The 23,551-nt window shown below is 61.3% G+C and carries 23 protein-coding genes and 1 pseudogene; 9 read left to right on the top strand and 15 right to left on the bottom strand.

From position 1 onward, the window contains the following. Positions 1 to 160: 160 nt before the first annotated feature. Positions 161 to 475, bottom strand: a complete 315-nt coding sequence (locus EOA19_RS32790) for a YMGG-like glycine zipper-containing protein (RefSeq protein WP_127296790.1) — start codon at positions 473 to 475, stop codon at positions 161 to 163. Between the two features lie 346 nt (positions 476 to 821). On the opposite strand from EOA19_RS32790, the gene EOA19_RS36215 reads away from it, so the two are divergent. From EOA19_RS36215 to EOA19_RS32775, 4 genes are all read left to right on the top strand, one after another. Continuing rightward, the gene (locus EOA19_RS36215; protein ID WP_245486419.1) at positions 822 to 980 is read left to right on the top strand and encodes a recombinase family protein; all 159 of its coding nucleotides are present in this window, start codon (positions 822 to 824) and stop codon (positions 978 to 980) included. A 386-nt stretch (positions 981 to 1,366) separates the two neighbouring features. Beyond that, positions 1,367 to 1,669 (top strand): recombinase family protein, encoded by a 303-nt coding sequence (locus EOA19_RS36210; RefSeq protein ID WP_348629767.1) that lies wholly within the window; start codon positions 1,367 to 1,369, stop codon positions 1,667 to 1,669. Between the two features lie 912 nt (positions 1,670 to 2,581). After that, positions 2,582 to 2,932: an antitoxin Xre/MbcA/ParS toxin-binding domain-containing protein gene (locus EOA19_RS32780; RefSeq protein ID WP_127296789.1), complete on the top strand. Its 351-nt coding sequence runs from the start codon at positions 2,582 to 2,584 to the stop codon at positions 2,930 to 2,932. An 8-nt stretch (positions 2,933 to 2,940) separates the two neighbouring features. After that, on the top strand, positions 2,941 to 3,438 hold the full coding sequence (locus EOA19_RS32775; RefSeq protein WP_127296788.1) for an RES domain-containing protein: 498 nt from the start codon (positions 2,941 to 2,943) through the stop codon (positions 3,436 to 3,438). Between the two features lie 302 nt (positions 3,439 to 3,740). Here EOA19_RS32775 and EOA19_RS32770 read toward each other — a convergent pair whose 3' ends face one another. The 3 genes from EOA19_RS32770 to EOA19_RS32760 are packed head-to-tail and all read right to left on the bottom strand — an operon-like array spanning position 3,741 to position 8,038. Then, positions 3,741 to 4,958 (bottom strand): HlyD family efflux transporter periplasmic adaptor subunit, encoded by a 1,218-nt coding sequence (locus EOA19_RS32770; protein WP_127296787.1) that lies wholly within the window; start codon positions 4,956 to 4,958, stop codon positions 3,741 to 3,743. Between the two features lie 3 nt (positions 4,959 to 4,961). Continuing rightward, a complete protein-coding gene (locus EOA19_RS32765) occupies positions 4,962 to 7,325 on the bottom strand; it encodes an ABC transporter permease (protein WP_128305922.1) in 2,364 nt (787 codons plus the stop codon). A gap of 5 nt (positions 7,326 to 7,330) precedes the next feature. Then, positions 7,331 to 8,038 carry an ABC transporter ATP-binding protein gene (locus EOA19_RS32760; protein WP_127296785.1) on the bottom strand — a complete coding sequence of 236 codons (708 nt, stop codon included), beginning with the start codon at positions 8,036 to 8,038 and terminating at the stop codon, positions 7,331 to 7,333. A gap of 265 nt (positions 8,039 to 8,303) precedes the next feature. Between EOA19_RS32760 and EOA19_RS32755 the strand changes: the two genes are divergently transcribed. From EOA19_RS32755 to EOA19_RS32745, 3 genes are all read left to right on the top strand, one after another. Next, positions 8,304 to 8,948: a CBS domain-containing protein gene (locus EOA19_RS32755; RefSeq protein ID WP_127296784.1), complete on the top strand. Its 645-nt coding sequence runs from the start codon at positions 8,304 to 8,306 to the stop codon at positions 8,946 to 8,948. A gap of 57 nt (positions 8,949 to 9,005) precedes the next feature. After that, on the top strand, positions 9,006 to 10,319 hold the full coding sequence (locus EOA19_RS32750; RefSeq protein ID WP_164780374.1) for a glucoamylase family protein: 1,314 nt from the start codon (positions 9,006 to 9,008) through the stop codon (positions 10,317 to 10,319). 158 nt (positions 10,320 to 10,477) lie between these two features. Then, positions 10,478 to 10,822 (top strand): SPW repeat protein, encoded by a 345-nt coding sequence (locus tag EOA19_RS32745; protein WP_127296782.1) that lies wholly within the window; start codon positions 10,478 to 10,480, stop codon positions 10,820 to 10,822. Positions 10,823 to 10,862: 40 nt separating this feature from the next. On the opposite strand, the gene EOA19_RS32740 is transcribed toward EOA19_RS32745, so the two are convergent. From EOA19_RS32740 to EOA19_RS32690, 11 genes are all read right to left on the bottom strand, one after another. Next, on the bottom strand, positions 10,863 to 11,774 hold the full coding sequence (locus EOA19_RS32740; RefSeq protein ID WP_128305921.1) for a ribose-phosphate diphosphokinase: 912 nt from the start codon (positions 11,772 to 11,774) through the stop codon (positions 10,863 to 10,865). After that, entirely contained in the window at positions 11,771 to 13,282 is a 1,512-nt protein-coding gene (locus tag EOA19_RS32735) for a thymidine phosphorylase family protein (protein WP_128305920.1), read from the bottom strand. Before EOA19_RS32735 ends, EOA19_RS32740 begins: the two co-directional genes overlap by 4 nt. Further along, positions 13,279 to 14,505 carry an MFS transporter gene (locus EOA19_RS32730; protein ID WP_281040495.1) on the bottom strand — a complete coding sequence of 409 codons (1,227 nt, stop codon included), beginning with the start codon at positions 14,503 to 14,505 and terminating at the stop codon, positions 13,279 to 13,281. The genes EOA19_RS32735 and EOA19_RS32730 overlap by 4 nt, the downstream gene beginning before the upstream one ends. Before the next feature lie 8 nt (positions 14,506 to 14,513). Next, positions 14,514 to 16,946, bottom strand: a complete 2,433-nt coding sequence (locus EOA19_RS32725) for a heavy metal translocating P-type ATPase (RefSeq protein ID WP_128305918.1) — start codon at positions 16,944 to 16,946, stop codon at positions 14,514 to 14,516. A 52-nt stretch (positions 16,947 to 16,998) separates the two neighbouring features. Then, positions 16,999 to 18,426 (bottom strand): multicopper oxidase family protein, encoded by a 1,428-nt coding sequence (locus tag EOA19_RS32720; protein ID WP_128305917.1) that lies wholly within the window; start codon positions 18,424 to 18,426, stop codon positions 16,999 to 17,001. A gap of 49 nt (positions 18,427 to 18,475) precedes the next feature. Continuing rightward, positions 18,476 to 19,144, bottom strand: a complete 669-nt coding sequence (locus EOA19_RS32715) for an isoprenylcysteine carboxylmethyltransferase family protein (RefSeq protein ID WP_128305916.1) — start codon at positions 19,142 to 19,144, stop codon at positions 18,476 to 18,478. A 2-nt stretch (positions 19,145 to 19,146) separates the two neighbouring features. Further along, positions 19,147 to 19,446, bottom strand: a complete 300-nt coding sequence (locus EOA19_RS32710; protein WP_245486421.1) for a DUF2933 domain-containing protein — start codon at positions 19,444 to 19,446, stop codon at positions 19,147 to 19,149. A gap of 43 nt (positions 19,447 to 19,489) precedes the next feature. After that, complete coding sequence (locus EOA19_RS32705; protein ID WP_245486416.1) at positions 19,490 to 19,960, bottom strand: hypothetical protein; 471 nt, start codon at positions 19,958 to 19,960, stop codon at positions 19,490 to 19,492. Then, entirely contained in the window at positions 19,960 to 20,238 is a 279-nt protein-coding gene (locus EOA19_RS32700) for a DUF5676 family membrane protein (protein ID WP_127296774.1), read from the bottom strand. The genes EOA19_RS32705 and EOA19_RS32700 overlap by 1 nt, the downstream gene beginning before the upstream one ends. A 12-nt stretch (positions 20,239 to 20,250) precedes the next feature. Further along, positions 20,251 to 20,871 carry a DUF305 domain-containing protein gene (locus EOA19_RS32695; protein ID WP_128305914.1) on the bottom strand — a complete coding sequence of 207 codons (621 nt, stop codon included), beginning with the start codon at positions 20,869 to 20,871 and terminating at the stop codon, positions 20,251 to 20,253. A gap of 165 nt (positions 20,872 to 21,036) precedes the next feature. Beyond that, positions 21,037 to 21,480, bottom strand: coding sequence for a hypothetical protein (locus EOA19_RS32690; protein WP_127296772.1), 444 nt, complete (start codon positions 21,478 to 21,480; stop codon positions 21,037 to 21,039). A 243-nt stretch (positions 21,481 to 21,723) separates the two neighbouring features. Between EOA19_RS32690 and EOA19_RS32685 the strand changes: the two genes are divergently transcribed. Then, the gene (locus EOA19_RS32685; protein WP_245486414.1) at positions 21,724 to 22,539 is read left to right on the top strand and encodes a hypothetical protein; all 816 of its coding nucleotides are present in this window, start codon (positions 21,724 to 21,726) and stop codon (positions 22,537 to 22,539) included. A gap of 454 nt (positions 22,540 to 22,993) precedes the next feature. Next, positions 22,994 to 23,551 (top strand): annotated as a pseudogene (locus EOA19_RS32680) (Ti-type conjugative transfer relaxase TraA); the annotation flags it as partial.

Genomic DNA, 23,551 nt, shown 5'->3' with positions numbered 1-23,551 from the left:
TGGCTTTCCAGGGCGGCAAGGTTTTTCGTCACATCGACCTCCCCCAAAACCCGCCGCGAGGAACAGTCTAGCCCAAAGAAGTGGGCAAAAAATGACATTCGATCTGCGCCGCTCCTCGAAGCGGCGCTGACTGAGTTAAGACGGGGCCGGCGATAACCGCTTAGTAATCGCCGTTGTAATAGCGGTCGTCGCAAGGGGCGGTGTAGATGCGGCCGCTGCGGTCCTGGTAGCGGCACATCTGTTCGCCGCGACGCTGTGGAGTGGTGGAGCTGCCGACAACCGCGCCCAGCAAGGCGCCTGCGCCCGCACCGATTAGCGTGCTTTCGGTGTTGCCGCCGATGGCCTGGCCGACGAGGGCACCGCCGGCGCCGCCGATCAGCGCCCCGGTTCCAGCCCGCTGCTGGCCTTCAGTCTGCGCGCAGCCTGCCAGTGCTGCGGTCATCAGCACGGCGGCGATGGCTTTATGAATGTTCATTTGAGGTCTCCCTTGAGGGCTGAAATCCCTATGGCTGGCCACGTGCGGTCGCATTGCGGCGGAACGGGGGCGGTAGGTCTCACGATGTAAGACATAGTTTCTCGCTCGTTGAACGATAAGGTTTTCAATCCGGAAATATGGCGGAGTCCCGGAGCAGCCATTCGACATAAACTGTCTGCAAATTGGTAACTAAACGGCAGGCAGTCGCAGTAAACTGTCGCAGAAACTTCGTGCCGGCGCGAAAACGATGGGCAAAGATCCAGGCCTTCCCAAGACTTCCTCGTTCAAGCCAAGAATCCGCGCGGCGCAGTATGTCCGGAGGTCGACAGACCTCCAGACTTATTCCATGGAGAACCAGAAGGACGCGATCAGCGACTACGCTGAACTTATGGGTTACGACATTGTCGCCACGTACGAAGACGCGGGCAAAAGCGGTCTAAAGATTGGTGGCCGCCCTGGGCTGCAACGCCTGCTGGCCGACATTGAAGCAAGAGGCGGGAATTGAAGCGAGACGCGGGAATTTTGAAACCGTCATTGTCTACGACGTGAGCCGATGGGGCCGGTTTCAGAACATCGATGAAAGTGCCTCCTACGAGTACCGATGCCAGATTGCAGGTGTACGAATCGAATATTGCGCCGAGCAATTCGTAAACGACGGCAGCATCGGGTCCGATGTGCTGAAGGCTATCAAGCGGAGCATGGCGGCAGATTATAGCAGGGTACTCTCACAGAAGGTTTTCGTTGGCCAATGCCGATTGGTGAGAATGGGTTTTTGGCAAGGGGCATTCCTGGCCTTGGCCTAAGGCGATTGCAGCTTGATAAGCGGGCCAACCAAAAGGCATTCTTGCTCGCTACGAATACAAAGACCTGCAGACGGATCGGATCGTCCTCGTGCCTGGACCGCCCGAGGAGATCGCCGTTGTAAGGTTGATATTCGATCAGTTCGTGAGAGCCCGCAAAACACAGCTCGAGATAGCAAGGCTCCTCAACAAGCGTGGAAATGTCACGGATCTCAACAGGGCCTGGACGCGGGAATCGGTGAATCACATCATCGGCTGCGAGAAATATATCGGCCACAATGTCTGGAACCGGCGGTCGGCAAAACTCAAGCTGAAATGGGTTTTCAATCCGCCGTCCCAATGGGTGCCGCAACGTATTTCCCGACCTCTTCTCAAGGGAAGAATGCCTTGCTAAGCGCCTGTTTTAACAGTGTAAGATGGCGCGCCGCGCCGGGTGATGATGAGAACTACGTCTACGCTATAGCGCTCCTTTAAGTCGGTTCAAATCCCGCTCCCTCCGCCATGCCATTTTTCGTCCCGCAATGATCAGCGATGTCAATGGCTTATAGCCGCTCCGCCAAAGCGCGGTCCCCCAGTCTGGTCCTCCAAGTTAGGCGCTAGGCGGAGCCATAGGACGCCACTGAGGGGCGGCCTGCACAGGCTGGGATTGGCTCCTCCATCATCCCCTTGTTACTGTATGGTCTTCCCAGAGTCACGCAGGCGGCATCGCGCCGCGTACCCTTTGGGCCGCCAGCCGGTGGCCAGCGCAGCGGACCCGCAACAAGCAACCGCCCGGAGGCGAACAGCTTGAGCTTGAATAACTGGTCGGGCTGGTCGCCCTCGATAGGCTCACAGGCTCGCCTTGACTCATAGCCGGCTGCTGAAGGCGCTAGGCTAGTGTACCTCTGCATCATGACGTAACCGGCGATCTTGGCCTGCTGGGTATCGGGGCTTTCACCGTTCGAAGCCTGCTCGATTGTCGACGCGAACGTATGCGAAACCCTCATTTGCCATCCCTTGGTAACATCGCTGTAGGACGGACGGCTACGGAGACGATCGCGCGCTGGCGCCGTCGTCTTGAGTGGGCCGTGCAAGTTGATCTAGCGCGTCGTTAACTCGTGAGCGCAGTAGTCGGCGCGCGTCACGTAGGTCCATCCGCACACGTGATACAGTTTCGTCCCAGAGGCAGGAGTGCGAGCTCGAGGGCGGAATCGAGCATGCCAACAGGGTGACCACTATATCGTGCGGGGACGCCAGTTCTCCATTGAATGACGCCAGATTTGACGCTATATTGCGTCATAATGCGAGGCGGAAGAGGACATAGCTGATGGGTCTGGTTCAATATTCCGACAATGGGTTTTTCGCACCGCGCAAGATCGCGGAGGCCCTCCGCACGACCAGCGAGGAAGTTGCGAGGACCGCAGGCCTCGGCAAGGACGCCGTCCAGCGCAAGGACCGCGTTCGGTCGGACAAAACCCAGCGCCGGCTGCGCGAAATGGTGGAGATCGTCAATAAGGTCGAGCCGCGCCTCGGCTCAGCGCTAATGGCCTATGCATGGTATCGGTCCGAACCGTTGTCCGGCTTCTCCGGGCAGACGGCCATGCAACTGGTCCGTAGCGGTCGGGCTGACGATGTGCTCGACTATATCGACGCCGTCGATGCCGGCATCCACGCCTGACCTGGTAGATGCAGTATCGAGGCAAGCTCTATCGGGCGCTAAACCCCATTTACGCGCGCGCGCCGCTTTCGGGTCGCGGTGCTGAGCTTTACGGCGGACGATTCAACCCGAAGGGCACTCCCGCGCTCTATACCTCCCTTTCCGTGATCACTGCGCTGCGGGAAGCCAGCCAGATCGGCAATTTGCAGCCAACTACACTGGTCTCCTATGACGCTGAGATCGAGCAGACCTTCGACAGCCGGGACGAACAAGCGCTTCTGGCCGAAAGTGTTGATGCCGGCGTGCTTGCTGATAGCTCCTGGCGCGACCAGATGAAGACGACCGGTGAGGCAGTGACGCAGGCATTTGCCCGAAGACTGATCGGCCTCGGCTATCACGGATTGCTCGTCAGGAGTTTTGCGCTGGGCGCGACCGCGGACGATGTCAATCTCGTGCTCTGGACGTGGGGAGATGCCCCGCCCTCTCGCCTGACCCTTATCGACGATGAGGGTCGGCTGTCGCGGTGAGCTGGTACGGCGGCCCGGAAGATCGGTCTCCTCCGCGGCATTCTCAGCTATGCGGTCGAACTCGGCATTATCGAGCAGAACCCCGTGTATGGCGTTCGCAAGCCGAAGGACATGGTCAACCCCCGCCGTCTCTGAGAGCAGAAGTATCGCACGCTCGGCGATATTCTGCGGCAGACGGTCGAGGACGGACAAGGCTTGGCGGAAAGAACTCCTAACGTTGTCAGCAGAAGGATTAGTCTGAACGGCTTGCGAAATCTGGCCCAAGATGGGGCCTGAGAGTTACGCCAATGTTGGCGTTCAGCCTATTGTACACCGCGCTCCGCTACGGACACGCCGTCCATGACTCTGTCACTCGGGTGCAGCACCACGCGATCGCCTGCGGCAAGGCCTGATTGGACTTCCGCCGTCCGGTTGTTTCGCTGACCGATCTTGATGATAGTCGCCCGTGCACGGCCATCCCTGACCGCGAACACCGCCCAGTCGACCCCTTGTCGGAACAGAGCGCCCACCGGCACGGCCAGGATGTCATCGGCCTTCCAAATCGTGACATGCACGATCACCCGATAATCATGTCCTAGCGCCGACCATTTCGCGGGAGGATCGATGAAGTCGATGGTCGTGCGAACCCGTTGTTCCTCGATTCCAAGTGCGGAAACCTTGGTGAAACCGGCCGGATCGACTCGGGAGACGCGGCCCTGGAGGGGCGGTCCACCCCAGTTGTCAATCATGACGGGTGCGCCAGGCTTGATCCGGACAGCATCGGTCGACAGCAGATCCGCGACGATTTCGAGATCGAGTGGATCGCCGATTTCGATCAGCGGCGCACCAGCCTGGACGACTCCTTCGCTCTCCTGGATGATCTTCAGCACGCTGCCTGTCACGGGAGCGCGCAACTGGATGCAGCAGGCCGGATCTGACTCTGGCGCGGCACCCGACTGTTCACCAAGCCGGGCTGCAACGCTGTCACGCTCGTTTCGGCGGACCTCCAGCTGAGCCTTCGCACTGGCCAGCCCTGCTTCATTGGTTTCGACGTCGAACCTAGCTCCGTCGAGGGTTTTGAGAGAGATCGCCTCGGTGCGCGCGAGCGCTTCGGCCCGCCCAAGCTCCGTTCGCGAAAATGCAAGCGCAGCCTCGATCCGGCGTATTTCTGCTGCCGCAAGGTCTACCACCGCATCGGCCGCAGCCAGCGCCGCACGTAGCTCTTCATGGGTGCGCGCATCGTGAAAGCTCGGTAACGTCGGTTGCATCACCGCCATGACCGCTTCGTCCTTGGTGACCTGATCCCCGATGTGGCGGGGAGGAGAGATCCGCAGGACCTTGCCGGCGATGGGGGCGGACACTGTGTAGACGTGACGCACGCGCGTCTTTGCCTCGTCGTCGATCGTGACTTCCATGGGACCTTTCGCCAGCGTTGCCAGATCCACTGCGATCGGCCGCAGCCATGCGAACCAGACGGCGCCGGCGCCCAAGATGGTCAAGGCTGCAATGCCCAACGTTCGCTTTATCCAGATCGTGCGCATGGTTCAATCCCGCGTCTTCAGAACAGTGACAAGGTCCAGCTCGCTGAGCCTTCGGCGAACGACGAGCGCGGAAAGAACGGCCGCGGCGATGACGATCGCGCTGGCGAAGACGTAGGTGGATTGCTCGACGATGAGGCGCACCCGCATCAATTCGCCGGCCAGGTTCTTCTGCATGATCCAGGCAAGGCCATAGCCAATGAGCCATCCAGGCGGCTGCGCGATCAATGTGAGCAGAGCGAGTTCGAGGAGGAGGATGCGCAACACTTCTCTCCGGGTGAAGCCGAGGACACGCAAGCTGGCCAGCTCCCGCGCGCGTTCGGAAAGCGAGATACGGGCGCTGTTGTAGACGACACCAAACGCGATGACGGCAGCCAGCCCGGTGTAGATGCTCGCCATCGTCGTGATCAGAAGGGCAACCAGCTTGCGGAAATTGGCAAGCGAGACGCGCTGCAGAGCCAGGCCGCTGACGATTGGCATGTCCTTGATGGTAGCATAGAACGAGTCCCGGCTGTTCTGATCTAGGCTGACGTTGATGCTGTTGACCGACGGCGCTTCGCGCATCAGGCGCGCTAGCGTCTCTGAATCCATCATCCCGCGGATGCCGAAATAATCTTCGACCAGCGCCGCCACAGGAACGACAACGGTCCGCCGCGCTCCTTCGAGCAAGTCGACCTCGACGGAATCGCCGACCCTCACTCCGAGAATCCGGGCAAGCATGCTCGAAATCGCCAGGCCCGCTTCCTGCAGGACGACCGGACGCAGGTCGACATCTATGATGCGGTTGAGATCGGCGTCTCGCGGCCTGCCGCTGATCATGATCCGGCGTTCGACGTTTCCGCTCCTTATGCGGACAGGCACCTCGCGGTAAGGCTCGGCGGCGAGAACGCCCGGAAGCCGTGCGATCTGTAGCACGACGTCCAACGGGCGTTTTTCCACGAAACTCACGGTGGCGTCCTGTCGGTCGGCCAGGAAATAGGTCACGTCGATGAGCTGCTCCATCGCGTCGCCGGTGAAAAGTGAAACAATCAGGATGGCTGTCGCCAGTGCAATTCCAAGCGTCGTGAATAATGACCTGACTGGATGGCGAGTGATGTTGCGCAACATCATCGTGGTCGGTTGCGACATGAACCTGTCGACGCCGAAGCTCGCCGGCAGCAGTCGCCGATAGCGCGGAGGCGCCGGCGCCTGCATCGCGACGGCAGGCGCCAATCGCACGACCTCGCGAAGCGCGCGCACCGCCCCGATGATCGCCGCGACGAGGCTGAGCGCGGCGGCAATGACGTAGAGGTCCGGGCTCTTAGTGAAGACGAGGAACGGAAAATGGAAAAAGTCGCCGAACAGACTGGTGATGCGCATCCCCAGCCAAGTGCCCGCTGCACTGCCGATCACAATGCCGATCATCACGATAACGACGACGAATTTGAGGTAGTGCATGACGATGCTGGCATTGTTGTATCCCAGCGCCTTCATCAGCCCGATCTGCTCGCGCTCCAGCGCGACGAGCCGGCTAAGTGTGAGATTGACCAGAAATGCCGACACCAGAAGGAAAATCGGTGGCAGCGTCCGGCTCATGTTGTTGAGCATATCGAGTTCGTGGTTCAGCCAGGCGTGCGAAGTCTGGTCCTTCCGGCCATAGGCCGCTCGGCCGCCATAGCGCTCGAGCATCGTGTCGAGACGCATCATGACTTCACTCTCGGACGCGCCGCGCAGCAACTTCAACGAAACGGACGAGAACGCATCGTCGAGGTCGTAGGCGCTGGCGAGCGCTTTTTCCGACATCCAGATGAGGCCGAAGCGGCGGTCGTCCGGCATGATGTCGCCTGGTCCGACCGCGTAGATGAACTCAGGAGACAGCGCGATCCCAACAATCGTCAATTCCCGCTTTCGGCCGTTCAATATTGCCGAGAAGCGGGCCCCGGGCTGAAAGCCGTGGGACAAGGCAAAGCCTTCGTTCACGACGATCTCTTCGGCGCGACCAGGCTCCGGCATGCGGCCAACGCGCATGTAGAGCTGGTTGAGTGAAGCCTCCCCGATCTCGGGCAGGGAGATGATTTCGCCCGTGGCCGGCTCCAGATAGTCCGGTATGTCAAGCAGCACGAGTTTGGCTATTCGCGCGTCGACCGAAGCGACGCCAGGAACCTCGGCAATCTGGCCGACGAGCGTCCTCGGCGCACGGCTCACCGTCGCAAAGACGTCAGCAAACCGGTAGCGTTCGTAATATGCGGTGCGCGTCTCGTCGAGGGATCGGTAGGATCCGACCGCGAGGATGAGCGTCGCCACGCCTCCGGCAATGACGAGTGCAATCGCCAACGCCTGCGCCCAGAGCCGGCCGAAGTCGCGAAGAAGCTTGATATCCAGAGCGCGCATCCGGATCACCAGACAAGCTCGGCGGCAGTCCGGCGCACCTCGTTCCTGGCAGTTCTGGAGATTTGACCGTCGGCGAAAAACAGCACACGGTCGGCGACATCCTGGATGCTGGCGTTGTGCGTGATGATAAGCGTCGTGGTGCCAAGCTGCGCGTTGATGCCGAGCAACGCCTCGATCACCCTAATGCCTGTCTTGGAGTCGAGAGCGCCGGTTGGCTCGTCGCAGAGCAGCACATCCGGACGCTTGGCAATCGCGCGGGCAATGGCCACGCGCTGCTGCTCGCCACCGGAGAGCTGAGCCGGGAAATGGTGCATCCTCGGTTCAAGTCCAACCAGCGCCAAAGCCTCCTCCGGGCGCATCGGATGATCGGAAATCTCCGTAACCAGGGCAACGTTCTCATAAGCCGTCAGGCTGGGGATCAAGTTGTAGAACTGAAAGACAAATCCAACGTGCTGCCGTCGATAGGCGGTCAGCCCGCGATCGTCGAGATTGGTCAGTTCCTGATCCCTGAAGAACAACTGGCCGCTCGTGGCATGGTCAAGCCCGCCCATGATGTTGAGCAGGGTCGACTTCCCGCTGCCCGATGGGCCAAGCAGAACGACCATCTCTCCCGCCGAAATCTCAAGGTCCAGGTTGCGCAACGCAAGCACCTGCGTCTCACCCGAGGTGTAGGTTTTGGTCAGCGCTTTTGCAGTGAAGACCGTGTCAGCCATGGCCGTAAGGGATTTTGAGGCACCTGTCGCATCGCTTGCCACAGTGTCCCGTCGAGGCGAGCGCGACATTGATGCAAGTCAAAACAGGGATCCGAGGCCGTCCCCGCCATCAACGAGTGGTGGTAGTGACCTTCAAAGTTCCCGGACCGGCTGGTTCCGAGCCGGTATTGATTTGCCTCAAAGGAGGTCGGCGGCATCTACGCTACGATGCCGCCGATTGGTGCTCGGGCGCCCGTTCACTTGAACTGAGCTAGGGATGAGGTGGATGAAAGCAAAGGATGTAATGACGGCAAAGGTTGTTACCGTGTCGCCTGACCACAGCGTAAGACACGCAGCGCGGATCATGCTGGATCATCGCATCAGCGGCATGCCTGTCATCGCTGATAACGGCCGTCTGGCTGGAATTGTGAGCGAAGGTGATTTCCTGCGCAGGTCGGAACTCGGCGCCTCACCGTTTCCGGCAGGTGAGGCTCGTGGCTATGTGAGGGGCCACAGCTGGAAAGTGGCGGATCTGATGACTTCGGACGTTATCGTGGCGGACGAGGAAACCCCGATAACCCGAATTGTTGCGCTGATGCAGGAGCTCGGCATCAAGCGCATTCCGGTGATGAGAGGACAGCGTCTTGTCGGCGTCGTCAGCCGCGCCGATCTTTTGCGTGTTGTCGTTGCGACGAAGTTCGACGACGCGACGGCGGCAGGTGACGATGCGATCCGGCGCAGCATTCTTACCCGACTGCGAGACGACGCAGGGGTCGAAGGGGACGCGTTGACGCTTACGGTGAGCGATGGTCTGGTGCATTTTTCGGGTGCTGTCAGATCGCAGAGTGAACGGGATGCCGTCCGCGTGGTTGCCGAGGGCGTCAGGGGCGTCAAAGGTGTGTTCGACCACCTCTACCTGGCCCATCCGTGAACTGCAGCGATGCTGTCGCACCCTCGCGAGACCGATCATCCGGTGAACACCTCTGCCATGCAAGACGATCTGGCGATATTGCAGCGGGAGACATTTGACTACTTCATTCATGAAGCGAACCCCGACAACGGTCTCATTCTGGACAAGACTGAAGCGAATTCGCCCGCCAGCATAGCGGCCACCGGCCTGGCGCTGGCTTGCTATCCGGTGGGAGTCGAGCGCGGATTCATGACGCGAAGCGCGGCCGCAGAACGCACCTTGGCAACGCTGCACTTCTTCTGGAACAGTCCGCAGGGGTCGCAGCCGGACGCCACGGGATATCGCGGCTTCTACTATCACTTCCTGGACATGCAGACTGGCCGGCGAGCCTGGCAATGCGAGTTGTCTACGATCGACAGCACGTTCCTGCTGGCGGGCGCGCTGGCGGCAGGACTGTATTTCGATGCCGACACCGCGGCGGAAGCCGAAATCCGCACCTTGGCGGAGGCGCTCTATCATAGAGCCGATTGGTGCTGGGCGCAGGACGGAGGAGAGACCGTCACTCATGGCTGGACACCCGAGCATGGGTTTCTGAAGTATCGCTGGGAAGGCTATGACGAAGCGCTCTTGCTCTATGTTCTGGGACTCGGTTCACCGACCCACCCCCTGCCCAAGAGCAGCTACACGGCGTGGACCGCGACCTTCCGATGGGAGCACAGTTACGGCTATGACTACCTCTATGCGGGACCGCTGTTCATCCACCAGCTCTCGCACGTGTGGATCGATTTTCGCGGCGTGCAGGATGCCTTCATGCGCAGCAAGGCAAGCGACTATTTCGAGAACAGCCGACGCGCCACCTTCGTCCATCAACGTTACGCAGTCGAAAATCCGCGTGGATTCGAGGGTTATGGCGAACACTGCTGGGGCATCACCGCAAGCGAGGGTCCAGGCCCTTCCACGCTCAAGTTGAACGGCATCGAACGCCGGTTCGAGGGCTATGTGGCGCGCGGTGTGCCCTATGGTCCCGACGATGGCACGCTCGCTCCTTGGTCCGTCGCTGCCTCCTTGCCGTTTGCTCCCGAAATCGTCCGGCCAGCGATCAGCTTCTGCATCCACCAGGCCAAGCTCAAGGCCGCCAATGCCTATGGCTTCAAGGCGGCCTTTAATCCCACGCATCCGGGGACATCCGGCAACGCCTTTGGATGGTGGGTTTCGCCCTGGCACTTCGGCCTCAACGAAGGTCCCGTAGTGCTGATGATCGAGAACGACCGCAGCAGCCTTTTGTGGCGCTTGATGCGCTCCTGCAGCTATATCCGTAGCGGCTTGCAGCGGGCGGGATTTGAAGGCGGCTGGTTGAGAGAGTTCGATCAGGAACCGACGCCGGCTGCTTGATCGACTTGCCGAAGAAGAGCGTATTCGGCAAGCTCGCATCATCGCAATTGGGCGGCGCCAATTTGATTGGCGCATCAAATCAAATCCCGATTTGATTTCCATCAAAGAAGTAACTTGGTGAAGGAGCAAAGTCCCTGCCGAGGGCAAGGGAGACTGATGTGGACAAGCAGTTCTCTTGGAAAGGCTTTCTCCGGGCGATGATTGCGCTTTGGACCCTGATATCACCTTGGGTTCTTGTCCACATATCCATGGCGCCACCATCACAGGTTCAGATCAGCGCCGGAGCCGCGTGGAACTTCCTTGTCGTCGGCTTGGTGATGATGGTGATTTCTATTGTGCCGCAAGCAAGCTCGACAGTTTGGGAGGGGCGCATCAACGCCGCCATGGGCGTATGGCTTATTGCTTCCCCTTGGGTCCTCGGGTTTCGCAGCGACCTGGTTTTAACGTGGAACGCCGTCCTGATCGGCATTCTCACCCTGGCTGTCACGGGCTTGCGAGGCTGATTGTTCTTCCGGAGCCATGTGAAATAGCCAAAGTCGGGGTTTACCATCTTTCTCGGAGCGCAGAGTTCCCGAACAATTCGGCGCTAGCCGCAGCCAGCAAGCCGGCGAGGGAAATCGCATTCGACGGATGCGGAATGGAGTCCGTGCTCACGACCCTTTCAGCGCCGGCCGCCAACAGTAGTGCGTAGGCGTTTTGAGCGAACACGGGATGAATGACGATGCAGACTGCCGGAGGCAGACCAAGCTGCCTCAAATGATTCAGCGTTTCGATCATGGTCCTCCCCGACGAAGCGATGTCATCCACGATGATCGGGGTTCGGCTGCGAGCCGCATCGATCGACGGGAGACTCACGTCGACGTCACGGTCACTTCGTCGGATTTTCGTCAGGATCTGATAGGCAACGCCGGCGCGGTCGGCGATGTCGGATACCCATTGGCTGCTTTCACTATCTGGTCCTATCAGGAGGGCACTCGGGACGTTATTTCTGATCCAGTCAGCGATGAGAGGAGCCGTGGCCACCGCATGGGCTGGGATGCAAAATAGCTCGGAAAGCCTGGGAATCCTGTGCAGGTGAGGATCTGCCGTCACCAGCCAATCGAAACTGTCCGCCAGGAAACGTGCGAACATTGGCGCACTTACGGCTTCGCCGGGATTAAACCGCCTATCCTGGCGCATGTAGGCCAGATACGGCGCAATAAGTCCAATGGAGCGTGCTCCGAATTCGCGCGCTGTCGCGGCCGCGAACCGCAATGGCAGAGCGAGTTCATCAGGGTTGCGGAGGCTGGCGACAAGGGCGACGTCGACGCCGTCCAGATCCCGTTCGATCGTGACCAGGGATTCGCCATCGGGAAAGTGGCGCCAGTCCAGCCGGCCGGTTCGGGCGCCCAGCAAAGGGCCTATTACGTCAGCCATAGTTCGCTGCAACGGGAAAGGAAGCAGCACGCGGGTCATTGTCCGGTTCCGATTTGGAATATGTCCGGATGAGCCGAGGCATAGTCCAATGCGTAGTCCAGTTCTCCCGGTGACCGGGCATGGACGTAAAACAGCGGCTCACCGGCCTGGGCACTGTCGCCGATCCGAACTCGGGAATCGGTTCCAGCCAGAGGGCTGCCTGGGGCACCGGCGAGCTTGGCGATTCTTGCAAGCCGACGATTGTCGACCGCCCGGATCTGGCCGTTGCGGATGGCAAGAACTGGACTGATGTGTGGGGCCACTCCCGGCTCGGTAAAGCCGCCCTGTGCCTGGCAGATCGCCATAAACTTGCGGAGAGCCGCGCCACTGTCGAGCAGCGTGGACGCCACGGCGCGGCCTTTTCCTAGCACCGCCCCGGGTGCGGAATCGAGCAAGACGCCAGCAATGTCGAGCGCACGGCTGCGGAGATCGCGGGGCCCTGCCGCGTCGTTGCGCAGGACGCTAAGCACGTCCCGCGCCTCAAGGGCCGGACCGATGCCGTAGCCAACGGGCTGGAGGCCATCGGTGCGGAGGACAGAGAGGTTAAGTCCAAGAGCTTGCGCTGCGGCAATGAGCCTTGCCTCGAGGAAAGCGGCGGCTGAGAAAGAACGCACCTTGGCGGTCGGTCCGATGGGAATGTCAATGACCACATGGGTAGCGCCGGCCGCGGCCTTCTTGGAAAGCACACTTGCGACCAGTTGGCCGTCGCTGTCGAAGTCGAGCGGGCGCTCGATGCGGATCAGAATGTCGTCGGCGGGGCTGAGACGGACATTTCCGCCCCAGACGATGCAGCCTCCTTCGCGCTCGACTACGCTTCGCATGGCCTCGAGATCCAGCGCCACCGGCGCCATGACCTCCATCGCGTCGGCCGTGCCGGCAGGAGAGGTTATGGCGCGCGAGGACGTCTTTGGGATTCGGTGACCGGCAGCAGCAACAATCGCAACGACAATGGGCGTGGTGCGGTTTCCGGGAAGGCCGCCGACGCAATGCTTGTCCAACACCGCGCCGCCGCCCCAATCTATGCGCTCTCCGACCGCCAACATTGCCTTGGTCAGAGCAATCGTCTCTTCATTGTCGAGCCGGTCGCCGGCGCAGGCCGTGACAAATGCCGCCAGTTCCATGTCTGAGAGGCGGTTGCTGACGGTGTCGTGCATTAGGGCAAGGAAATCCGACTCGCCGAGCCGCTGGCCGAAGACCTTCGCCCTTAACGCCGGTGCCGAGACGGGCGGCTCCGGATGGCTGAATACGGCGACTGCATCGGCGCCCGGTTGGAGGATCGCCCAAGCCGCCTCCGACAGCGCGGCGACATCCAGTTCGAGATGATCATCGACAACCACGTTAAGCGTGGCGACGACCTCGCGGTCGCCGCTACGAGCCAGAACCCGGGTCAAAGCGGTGAAACCTTCCGACCGGCAGACGTGACAATCGCGATGCATATAGACGACCGGTTGCTGATAGGTGTCGATACCCGCTCGGAGGAGGCGTAACGGTCTATGGGCGTCACTCATGCCGGCTGCTCCAGGGGCGGTGGTTGCGGCAGTCTCAGGCTTGCGATTGCGGCGAGAGCCATGGCCGCGGCTGCGACCAGGAAGGCGGCGCCCTCCAGACGGTGGGAACCGAACAGCAGGCCGGCGGCCGCGGAACCCACTGACAGCCCGAGACTGACCGCTGCCGACTGGATGCCGAGTTCCATGCCTTGGCTTCGTACGCTGATGCGCGACACCCAGTAAGCGAGCAGCGGGCTGATCACGCCGGCCGAAGCCGAAACAGCAGAAACCGCAAACAGCATTTCCCTGAACGCGGCAAGTTTCGGCATAGCCGCCAGACCGACCGCCATCACTAGGAAGGCAGGAGCCACCAGCAGTGTCGTCGCTGCCGGTTTGACGAGCGGCGAAAAGACGAGGCCCTGGACCGCAAACATCACGACACTGCATGTCGCGAACATGAGGCCGAGCGCGGCGGGACCCATTGTGAGTTCAACGTTTCGCAGGGTGAGCCCGACCTCGAATGCGCCAAGCCCTGCCGCGGCCACAGCGGCAAGAGCGAGCAGCCGTATCTCTCCAGATACGAACATTGAGGATCCGGGTTTGCTCGACTCAACACGGGGGCCGGGCAGCATGTGTCCAGGCAGCACAGACCACACGCCAAGAGCTGCCGCCACAGCGAGGCCGGACGCAAGGAGGAAGGGAATGGTCTGTGGCGGGACAGCCGCCACGCCCAAGTCAAGTTTCAGTTCTGCCACGAGCCCGCCGAGCGTCGGCCCGACCAGAAAGCCCGCGATCGATGCCATGCTCATCCAGCCGAATATTCTTGTGCGGCGATCATCCTCACCTTCGGTGTCGGCAATGAACGCAAGAGCCGTTGGCCCCACGGCTGCCGCGAAGCCACCATTCAGGATCCGCCCGATATAAAGAACGGGCAAGCTCGGTGCCAGCGCCGATGCCGCCAAGGTCACGGCAAAGCCGATCAGGCCGATGACAAGGACAGGTCTGCGACCGATCAAATCCGACCACTTCCCCCATAGGAAAGCGGCGACCACCGGCGCCGAGACATAGGCAGCGGTCAAAAGGCCAATCTGCCGCGCTTTGAATGCCGGGTCGGTGGACCCGGCAAGCCGCTCGACCATCATCGGCAGGACCGGCAAGACAATTCCGTAGCCGAGCGCAACGACAAAGGCCGAGGCCAGGACCGCGCCCAGGCTCCATCGAGACGTGGGCAGGCGAGCTTGCATCGACACGTTCATGCCAGCGAGCCGCGCGGGTGCCGATGAGCGACGCCTTCGATCGTCGATGCGGCGGCAGGTCGAATGCCTTCTAGCCTGGTTCGCTTGAGCAGCAGGGCGTTGATGGCCACGAGAGCCGAACTGCCCGACATTGCCAGCGCCGCTAGCTCGGGGCTCAGCAGGAACGGGTAGAACACGCCCGCCGCGATCGGGAAGGCGATGAGATTGTATCCGACCGCCCACCACAGGTTCTGGTGCATCTTGCGCAGCGTGGCGCGCGAGAGCGTCATCGCCCCGACGACATCGTAGGGATCGCTCCTCATCAGCACGATGTCGGCACTCTCGATAGCGACATCGGTGCCCGCACCGATGGCGAAGCCGACATCGGCTTGCGTCAGAGCCGGCGCGTCGTTGACGCCGTCTCCGACCATGCCGACCTTCAGGCCCTGGCCTTGCAGTTCCTTGATCTTTTCCGCCTTCTGCCCTGGCAGCACGTCCGCGAGCACGATGTCGATGCCGAGTGCGTCGGCGATGCGTTTCGCGGTGCCGGCGTTGTCGCCGGTGAGCATGGCCACGCGCACGCCCTGCTCGTGTAGTTTGGCAATCGTTGCAATGGCCGTCGGGCGCGGCGTATCGGCGATCGCGATCAGCCCGAGCAGTTTGCCGGACCGTGCAACATGGATGACGGTGCGGCCTTCGCCCTTTAGCGCTTCGGCTGTTTCGCCCAACGCCAGAAGATCAATCTTCTGCTCGTCCATGAGGCGCCGGTTGCCGAGCAAAGCCTGGTCTCCACCAATCGTGGCACTGGTGCCCTTGCCTTCGATATTCAGGAAGCCCGACACTTTGGGAAGCTTCATAGCCGTGGCTCGCTGGACGATGGCGACGGCGAGCGGGTGATCCGACCCTTGATCCACCGCAGCTGCGACCTGCAGAACCTCGTCGGGCGAAACGCCGGCAGCCGAGACCATTTCGACGACCTTGGGCTGCCCCATGGTGAGCGTGCCGGTCTTGTCGAAGACGATTACGTTGAGCTTGGTCGCCTCCTCGAGAGCGGCTGCGTTCTTGAACAGAATCCCGTTTGCGGCACCGAGGCCGGTGCCGACCATGACGGCCATGGGTGTAGCGAGGCCGAGCGCATCGGGACAAGCGATGACGAAGACGGTTATGGTCAAGGTCATTGCGAACAGCAGAGGCTGGCCGAGCCACCAGAACCAGACGGCGAAAGTCGCAAGCCCGATGAGAATCGCGGCAAGCACAAGCCATTGCGAAGCGCGATCGGCGAGCAGTTGGGCCGGCGCCTTCGAGTTCTGGGCCTCCTGGACCAGCTTGACGATCTGGGCAAGCGCAGTGTCGGCACCCACCTTGGTGGAGCGGTAGCGCAGCGCGCCGCTCTTGTTGATCGTCGCCCCTATGACCTTGTCCCCGACCTTCTTGGTCACCGGCATCGATTCGCCGGTCAGCATCGATTCATCGATAGTCGATGCGCCCTCGATCACGTCGCCGTCGACGGGAAGCTTGTTGCCGGGTCGCAAGACCACGATGTCGCCGAGGACGATGTCCGAGGTCGCAACCTCGACCTCCTTGCCATCGCGTAACACGGAGGCTCTGGGCGGAGCGAGATCGAGAAGCACTCTGATCGCGGCCGACGCCCCGGCACGGGCGCGCATCTCCAGCCAATGGCCGAGCAGAATGAACACGAGCAGCACGCTCGCCGCCTCGTAGAATTGCTGCCCCTCGAAGAAGAAGGTCGCGCCGACACTGAACAGGTAGCCAGTGCCGACGCTCAGCACCACCAGCACGGCCATGTTGAGGACGCCATTGCGCAAGGCCCGCCAGGCGGCGAGCAGGAAAGGCCAGACCGGATAAAGGATCGCGGCACTGGCGAGGAAAAACACCGCGAGGTCTTCGCTCAGCCCGAAAGGCGGGCGCAACCAGGGCTCGCCCAGGCCCATCGGCTCCATGGCAAATATCGGCAGAGTGAAGACCAGGCTGACAAAAAACCGGTTGCGCATGTCCTTGACCATGCCCTGCATGTCCATGCCGGCACCGTGTCCCATCTCATGAGCCATGGCGTCGTGCGGTGCTTTGTCTGCAACCGTCCTCTCGCCCGCCGGAGCCGACTCGATCATGTCGGCGTGGCTCCCATGATCGTGCTCGGCGTGATCGTGCCCGGAGGTCGCTTGCGGATGCCCCGGCGGAACCGTCGTGCCGTCTGGGACGCACAGATGCCGGGGCACGCTCTCGCGTCGGCAATGGAAGCCGCAGGCCTCGATTTCCCTGGCAAGGGCCTCCGGGCTCGTCTGCCCCTCGTCAAATTCGATGCTCGCGGTTGTCGATCCCGCGTTCATCGCGACACCGGCGACGCCCGGCAGAGCCGGCAGACGTTTTTCGACCGCTGCGAAATCCATCATGCCGACAAGGTCGCGCACTTCCAGATTGACCTTTTTCATCATCGTTCTCCGTGCCGCCGTTCGTGCCGGCATTCGCGCCGGCTGCGGTGTCTCAGGTTCGATAGGCAAAGGTCGACATCATGCCGCTCGCCATGTGGTAGAGATGGTGACAATGGAATGCCCATTTGCCGGGATTGCCGGCGTCCACGGCAATGGTGACCGAGCGCATCGGCGGCACCAGCACGGTGTCGCGAACGGCACCCCGAAAGCGCTGCCCGTCAATCGCGACCACTTGGAAACGATGGCCGTGTAGATGCATCGGGTGGGCCATCATGGTGTCGTTGCGCAGCGTGGCCTCGACGCGATCGCCCTTGTCCACAAGGATGGGAGCACTGGTTTCGAGTCCCCAGCGATAGGCAGCCATATCGCCGGTCAGCGCCATTTCGAACGTCTTTTCGGCAGGGCGCGATGCAAGCGGCGCCATTGCCCGAAGCTGCGCCTCGAGTGCCAGGTCAAGAACCGGAGCATCGACATCAGCCGCCGTCCTGAGCTTGGCCACCGCCGCTCCCGCCGGACGCAGGATAATTCCCGTCTGCTCCTTGCTTCCCTCGCGTAGCGCCAGGATCGGGTAGGAGTTGAGTTCGCGCGGCAACCGCAGGCGCACGTCGATGCGCTGTCCCATCGTCAGCGGAAACCGCCGGCCCCTGACCGGCTCGACAGGCTGACCGTCGACCGCGATCAGTTCGCCTTCAAGCTCGCCGAGGTCCATGGTGAAAGCGGTCGCCGTGGCGCCATTGATGATCCGCACCCGCACGCGTCCGCCTCGTTCGACCGGCACGATCTCGGGATCGTTCAGCGACCGGTCATTGGCCAGATAGGCGTCATATTCGATGTCGTTGATGTCGGTCGCCATGCCGCCATCGTTCATCCCTGCCATGGTGTTGCCGTCGCTACCCGACATGTCCATGCCGCCCATCGCCATGGATCCGTCGCTATTCTTACCCTGCAGCCCAGCCAGCAGTTCCTCCGGCGATGAGAACGAGAAATCGTGGAGCAGGATGACAACCTCCTGCTCGTCTCTTGCGTCATCGGCGGGATCGGCGACGATAAGCGGCGCAGCGAGCAGCAATTGTTCCTGCAGGGTATGAGCGTGCATCCAGAAGGTGCCGGGCTCGCCGACCGGAAAATCGAAACTGCGATCGGCTCGAGCGCCGATGAGCGGCAGTGGCGCGTCGGCGACGCCGTCGCTCGGCCACGGCGGCGTCAGTCCGTGCCAATGGATGATGGTCGGTTCGGCAGTCTCGTTTCGAAGCAGGACATTGAAGGCATCGCCCGCCCGCAAGCGCAGGCCGGGCGCGCCGTCGGCGCTTTGCAGGCCGAAGACGCTTGCAGCTTTGCCGTTCACCTCGATCGTGCGGCGCGAGATGCCGAGCGGCTGGCCGCCCAACTGACTGGCGGAAGCTGCCGAGAGCAAGCTCGATGGGATTGCAAAAGCTGCGGCGCCTGCCACCGCGCCCTTCAGGATATCTCGACGTTTCATAATGGTTCCTTCTCTTCGATTGGGAACTTCGTTGTTTCGTTCAGCACACTCAGGGCGCGCGGCGCTCGCGGCTGGAACCGAACAGGCTGGCCAAATGCGGGAAAAAGGCTGGCACACGGGCCGCATAACGGTCGTATGCGTCGCCGAATTCCTTTCTCGCTTCACGCTCTTCGATGAAGGAGAGTCGCACATACATGCCGACCAGAATGGGGAACATCGCCAGCGTCAGCAGCGTCGGCCACTGCACGAGGAATCCCGCCATGACGAGGACGAAGCCGACATATTGCGGATGCCGGATGGAGGCATATGGACCGCGCGTTGCGAGGCGATTGTGATGCTGCGCGTCGTAAAGCACTCGCCACGCGGTCGAGATCAGCATGAAACCGCCGCCGATCAGGAAGAAGCTGAGAACGTGAAACGGGCCGAAATGTGGATTGAGACGCCAACCGAACATTATCTCCGAGAGGTGACCGGCATCATGCGAGAACCAGTCGATGCCGGGGTATTGTGACTGCAGCCACCCCGAGAACAAGTAAATCGTCAGGGGAAAGCCATACATCTCGGCAAACAGCGCCACCAGGAAGGCGCTGAAGGCGCCGAAGGAGCGCCAGTCGCGGCCGGTTCGCGGCTTGAAGAAGCTGAATGCGAACAGGATGAAAACCGCCGAATTGATTATGACCAAGCCCCAGAGGCCGTAGGCAGGAGATTGCTCGACCATCGTCATGCTCCTTTGTGGTGGGTGGTGCCGTCTTGCGCGTCCGGCTCAGGTTCCTTGTGCCTGGCATGGCCGCCGTGACCGCCATGCCCGCGGTGGCCGCCATGCATGAACATGTGAAGCAGAGGACAGGCGAGCAGCAGCAGAAAGGGAAGGACACCGAGGGTATGGGCCCGGTGCTCCGTGAGCAGGAAAAACGCGGCGATCAGCAGGAAGGCGATCGTGGCCAGGCCGGCCTTCGAAGTCCAAAATCCGCCAGCCTCGGTCTCCGGTTCTGGTCCGGACCCGGTTGGCGGATCGGACATGCGGTGAACGTTGTTGGTATTCATGGGATGGGTTCCTTATTTGTCATCGATTGTCATTGCGGGAGCTTTCGAGCCCATAGGCGATGAGGCTTACAGCCCAGACCAGCGCGCTGGCGAACAATGGCCACCTGAAGTCGGAGCCGATCGTGAAGTTGACCACCGACATCAAGCCGATGGACGACGCTCCTCCGATCAGAACACCGGCCACCGCGACCGGATGGCGCGCGCGGAACGCGGTGATTGCCAGCGCAACCAGGAGAACACCGGTGGCCAGGGCGTAGCCGCCGAGCACCCTGAAAACCTGGGTGAGCCACATCGCAAGCCGTGGACCAATGGCTTCGAGTTCGGCCGCCGAGAGGTGCATGTAGCGGATATCCTCGGGCAGTAGTGGTGGCCTGAGGGCGATGAAATCGAGTTCGATCCCGGCGATGATCATCCCCGCCAGAGCAAGAGTGACCGACGACGTCGTCCATGGATTGACTGTGGCTATCATGGGCTGAACCTTGACTTGCATTACCGGCGCCCCGTGGCGACTACATTGTAGATCGAGGCATAAACGGCACCCGCCAGCAGCCCGGCGATGCCAAGCCCGAGAACGCCGTAGAGAACACGGACGGGGCTTATCGGTGCCGTAGACCTGACCGCGCTGAGGTCGAGCCCGTGCATGATGGCGCCGAAGAAATCGAGTGTTGCCCCTGGCCAGATAGCGACGGCCAAAGCGCAGAGCATGCTCATCAGGGCCGACGTCATGCCCAGCGCAATGCCGACGGACAGGACGCTGAGTTTATCCATGTCTTCCTCCTGTCACTTCGCGTGTTGCTTAAGCCATTCCTGCATGGCGGCGATCTCGGCCTGCTGAGCAGTGATGATCTGATTGGCCCAAACCTTGACCTGATCATCCTTGCCGAATTGCAAAACCGCCCGGGCCATGTCGATCGCCCCTTGGTGGTGCGGAATCATCGCTTGGACGAAGGCGACATCGGGATCGCCGGTCTGGATGCCCTGCATCATCGGCGCGTCCATTCGCTTCATCGCCTCCACATATTTTTTGGAGGCCTCGGACATGTTGGCGGTGTCCATCGGCATGTTCATCATGCCGCCGCCCTGCGCCATGCCGCCCTGACCCTGCATCATGCCGCCTTGCCCACCCTGCATCATGCCGCCCTGCATCATCTGCTGCATCATCGGCATCATTTGTTGCATCATGGGAGCCATCTTCTCCATCATGGGCATCATCTTCTGCATCGTGGACATCATCGCCGTGCACTGCTCGGGCAACCCGTCCGGCATCGCCTGTGCGGCCGGAGCAGCTGTAGTGGGTTGCGGCGCATCGGCCGCCGGATGGTGCGGATCGGTCTGGGCAAATGCTGGGCTTGAAAGAGTTGTGAATGCTGCAAACGCGATCAATCGAAGGTGAGTTTTCATGACAGTTTCCTTGTCGTTGGAGTGAAGCGACAGGCGAACCTTGATATGGGCGCGGAGGGCCGCCCAGATCGCCGCTGCCGGTTATGGTTTCGCGGATCGTTCGCGCTGTGGGGCCTTGACGGGCACTGCTGGATTCACAGTCCCAAGTACCGCGACGGAGCGATATCAGGCGAAGGTCTGGGGAGGTTGCAGGAGCGCCTCGGGGTCGATGCCCGTTGGCAGGAATGCCTTGCCCACCATGAACCGGACGGCAACCGGCGCATCATGAAGAACGTCGCATTCGCTGGCGGAAATGCCAGCAGCACAACAGCCGGAGCCGGTCGGGTGCACGCAATTCAGACAGTCACCACAAGGGGCGCGATGGTTGTCCTGGTCTGTGGAGGCAACGTGATCCATCACGTTGTGCAAAGCGCTGGTCGACGTCGCAGGGTCAGTGGTGACGCCCACGCCCATACCAGAAGCCTGTCCAGTAACACCAGCAATGGCACCGCCCGTGATCAGGAGGATCACGGCTAGCAGCAAACAAAGCTGGGCCAAGGCGATTTTCATGGATTCAGTGTAGTCCAACCGAATGTCGCCACTTTGATGCAAATCAATGCTCGTGAGCATTGAGATTTCTTAATTGGCAGTCTCATGCGACGCAGATCAGACGCCATTTCGGGCTGTTCGGCTTGGCAACTCTAAGACGCTTCGCGCAGTTAAGAACAGCGGCCGGCAATGAGCATGCTCACAGCCAGCACGTCCCTGTCGGAGCGGCTCAACCGCAAATGCTTCTGCATCACGCTCGACTGGACGGAACTTTGCGCGGCGCTGGACTACGAAACCGGCGATCCTGGTTTCTGCAAAACCTTCATGACATCGCCGCCGCATCTGTTTTCCAATGTCCCAGTCTTCCTCGCCGCGTCCGCGCTCGACGAGATGCAGAGAATCGTCGTCGCCATCGAGGCGACAGCAAAGTTGCCGGCTTACCGCGCAGCGGTCCTCTCCTGGGCTCCCGAAATCGCGCAACGGGATTTTGGACCCGTTGGCGCTCTGATGGGCTATGATTTCCATATCGACGTTGACGGTCCCAAGCTAATCGAGGTGAACACCAACGCCGGCGGGGCTTTCCTCAACGCACTGCAGGCCAGAGCTCAGAGGGCTTGCTGCTCCGATGTCGACCGTGCGCTGATCGGCGCAAGAGACGATCGCTTCGAAACCAGCGTCATCGCGATGTTCACGGCCGAATGGCGCCGCCAGCGGGGGGCCGGTTCGCCGCGAAGGATCGCGATCGTCGATGATCGGGCCGAGGAGCAGTATCTCTATCCTGAATTTGTGCTTGCCAGGCAGTTGCTGCTGAAACATGGCGTCGAAGCGGTGATCGGAGACGCGAGCGAGCTGAAATATGATGGCGACAGGCTTCGCCTCGACGGCGACGAGATCGATCTGGTCTACAATCGCCTAGTCGATTTTGCGCTTGATGAGCCGGAACATGCCGCACTCAGAGCGGCTTACCAGGACGGCGCGGTGGTGCTCACCCCCCAATCCGCACAACCACGCGCTCTTTGCAAGCAAGCGCAATCTGACATTGCTGTCCGACCCGGCGGCGCTGGAAGCATTCGGCCTTCCCCCGGAGATGCGCTCGCGGCTCGCCGACATTGGCCCTCTGGCAAATGTCGTCGACCGTGATGGCTGCATATCCGCGCTCCGGAATCAGGGCAATGAGCGCGTCCTGCAGCAGGCCGCGCGTCCGCGCGACGCGGCGGTCCATCGTGTTCCTGTCGCCCGCCCGTTCGATTTCATGGTCATGGCCCTCTGCAGTGGCCGGTTCCGGACATTCGGCGGTCCGATGTCCGACAACAGCATTTCCAGACATTGTGTCCATTATGATACGCCAAGTCCAGGAGCTCAAATCGGTTGGGCACGCCGCAATGAAGCAGAAGGTCGCCAGCCATGCACTCATCTGATCATCACGCCGGTAACGAATCGCATCGCGCAAGAAGGTGATTGCGTTGGCCCTGACCAAGGCCGTGGGCGCAACCCGGAAAGAGGAGACGGTGGAAGTCAAAACGGAGATGCCGGCCCCACGCCTGGGGGAGAAGCTTCCGCTAGGGGAGCGCGGCGCGAAACAGGTGTGTCGGTGGACCTGGAAGCGGCGTTGCGCAGCGCTCGCACGAAGGCGCTTGTGCGCCACGCGCGCGCGCTCGACACGATCCTCGGCGTCGGGAACCCGGATGGGCAGCGCAGCCTCGATCAGATGCGGGAATTGAAAGATGCGCGCAACGCTTTCGAGAAGGTTCGGCCGCATGGCTGGCGCGATGCAGAAGCCGCCTAAGTCAAGAGTCCCGAGCTGGTTCGTGAGGCGGCCGCCGGCCGCGTCAATCGCATCGTGCTCGCTCTCCAGCTTGAGAGCGAAATCCGCACCGGGATGGACATCGATCCGGGCCGCAGGGCCGATCGTTTCGTGGAAGACTGGCAAAAACTGGAAAGGACAAGCCAGCGTCAATACCAAGCGGGCGATATGTCCGGTTACAAGTCAACGCGCTCAGCCATGTCCGACATGGCCAAGAGTCTCGAGCGCGATCCGCAACTGGAATCGCTACTCGCCAATCATAAGAAGGCGCTCGGCATCCACGTAGACTCCGGTCGGCGCATGGGCGTGGAACTCGCGTTCAACCACGGTATTGGCACCGGGCGTGGC

The organism is Mesorhizobium sp. M7A.F.Ca.US.010.02.1.1 (genome assembly GCF_004023085.1).
In the GTDB taxonomy this organism is placed as follows: Bacteria; Pseudomonadota; Alphaproteobacteria; order Rhizobiales; family Rhizobiaceae; genus Mesorhizobium.
This window is presented reverse-complemented; position numbering and strand designations above follow the sequence as displayed.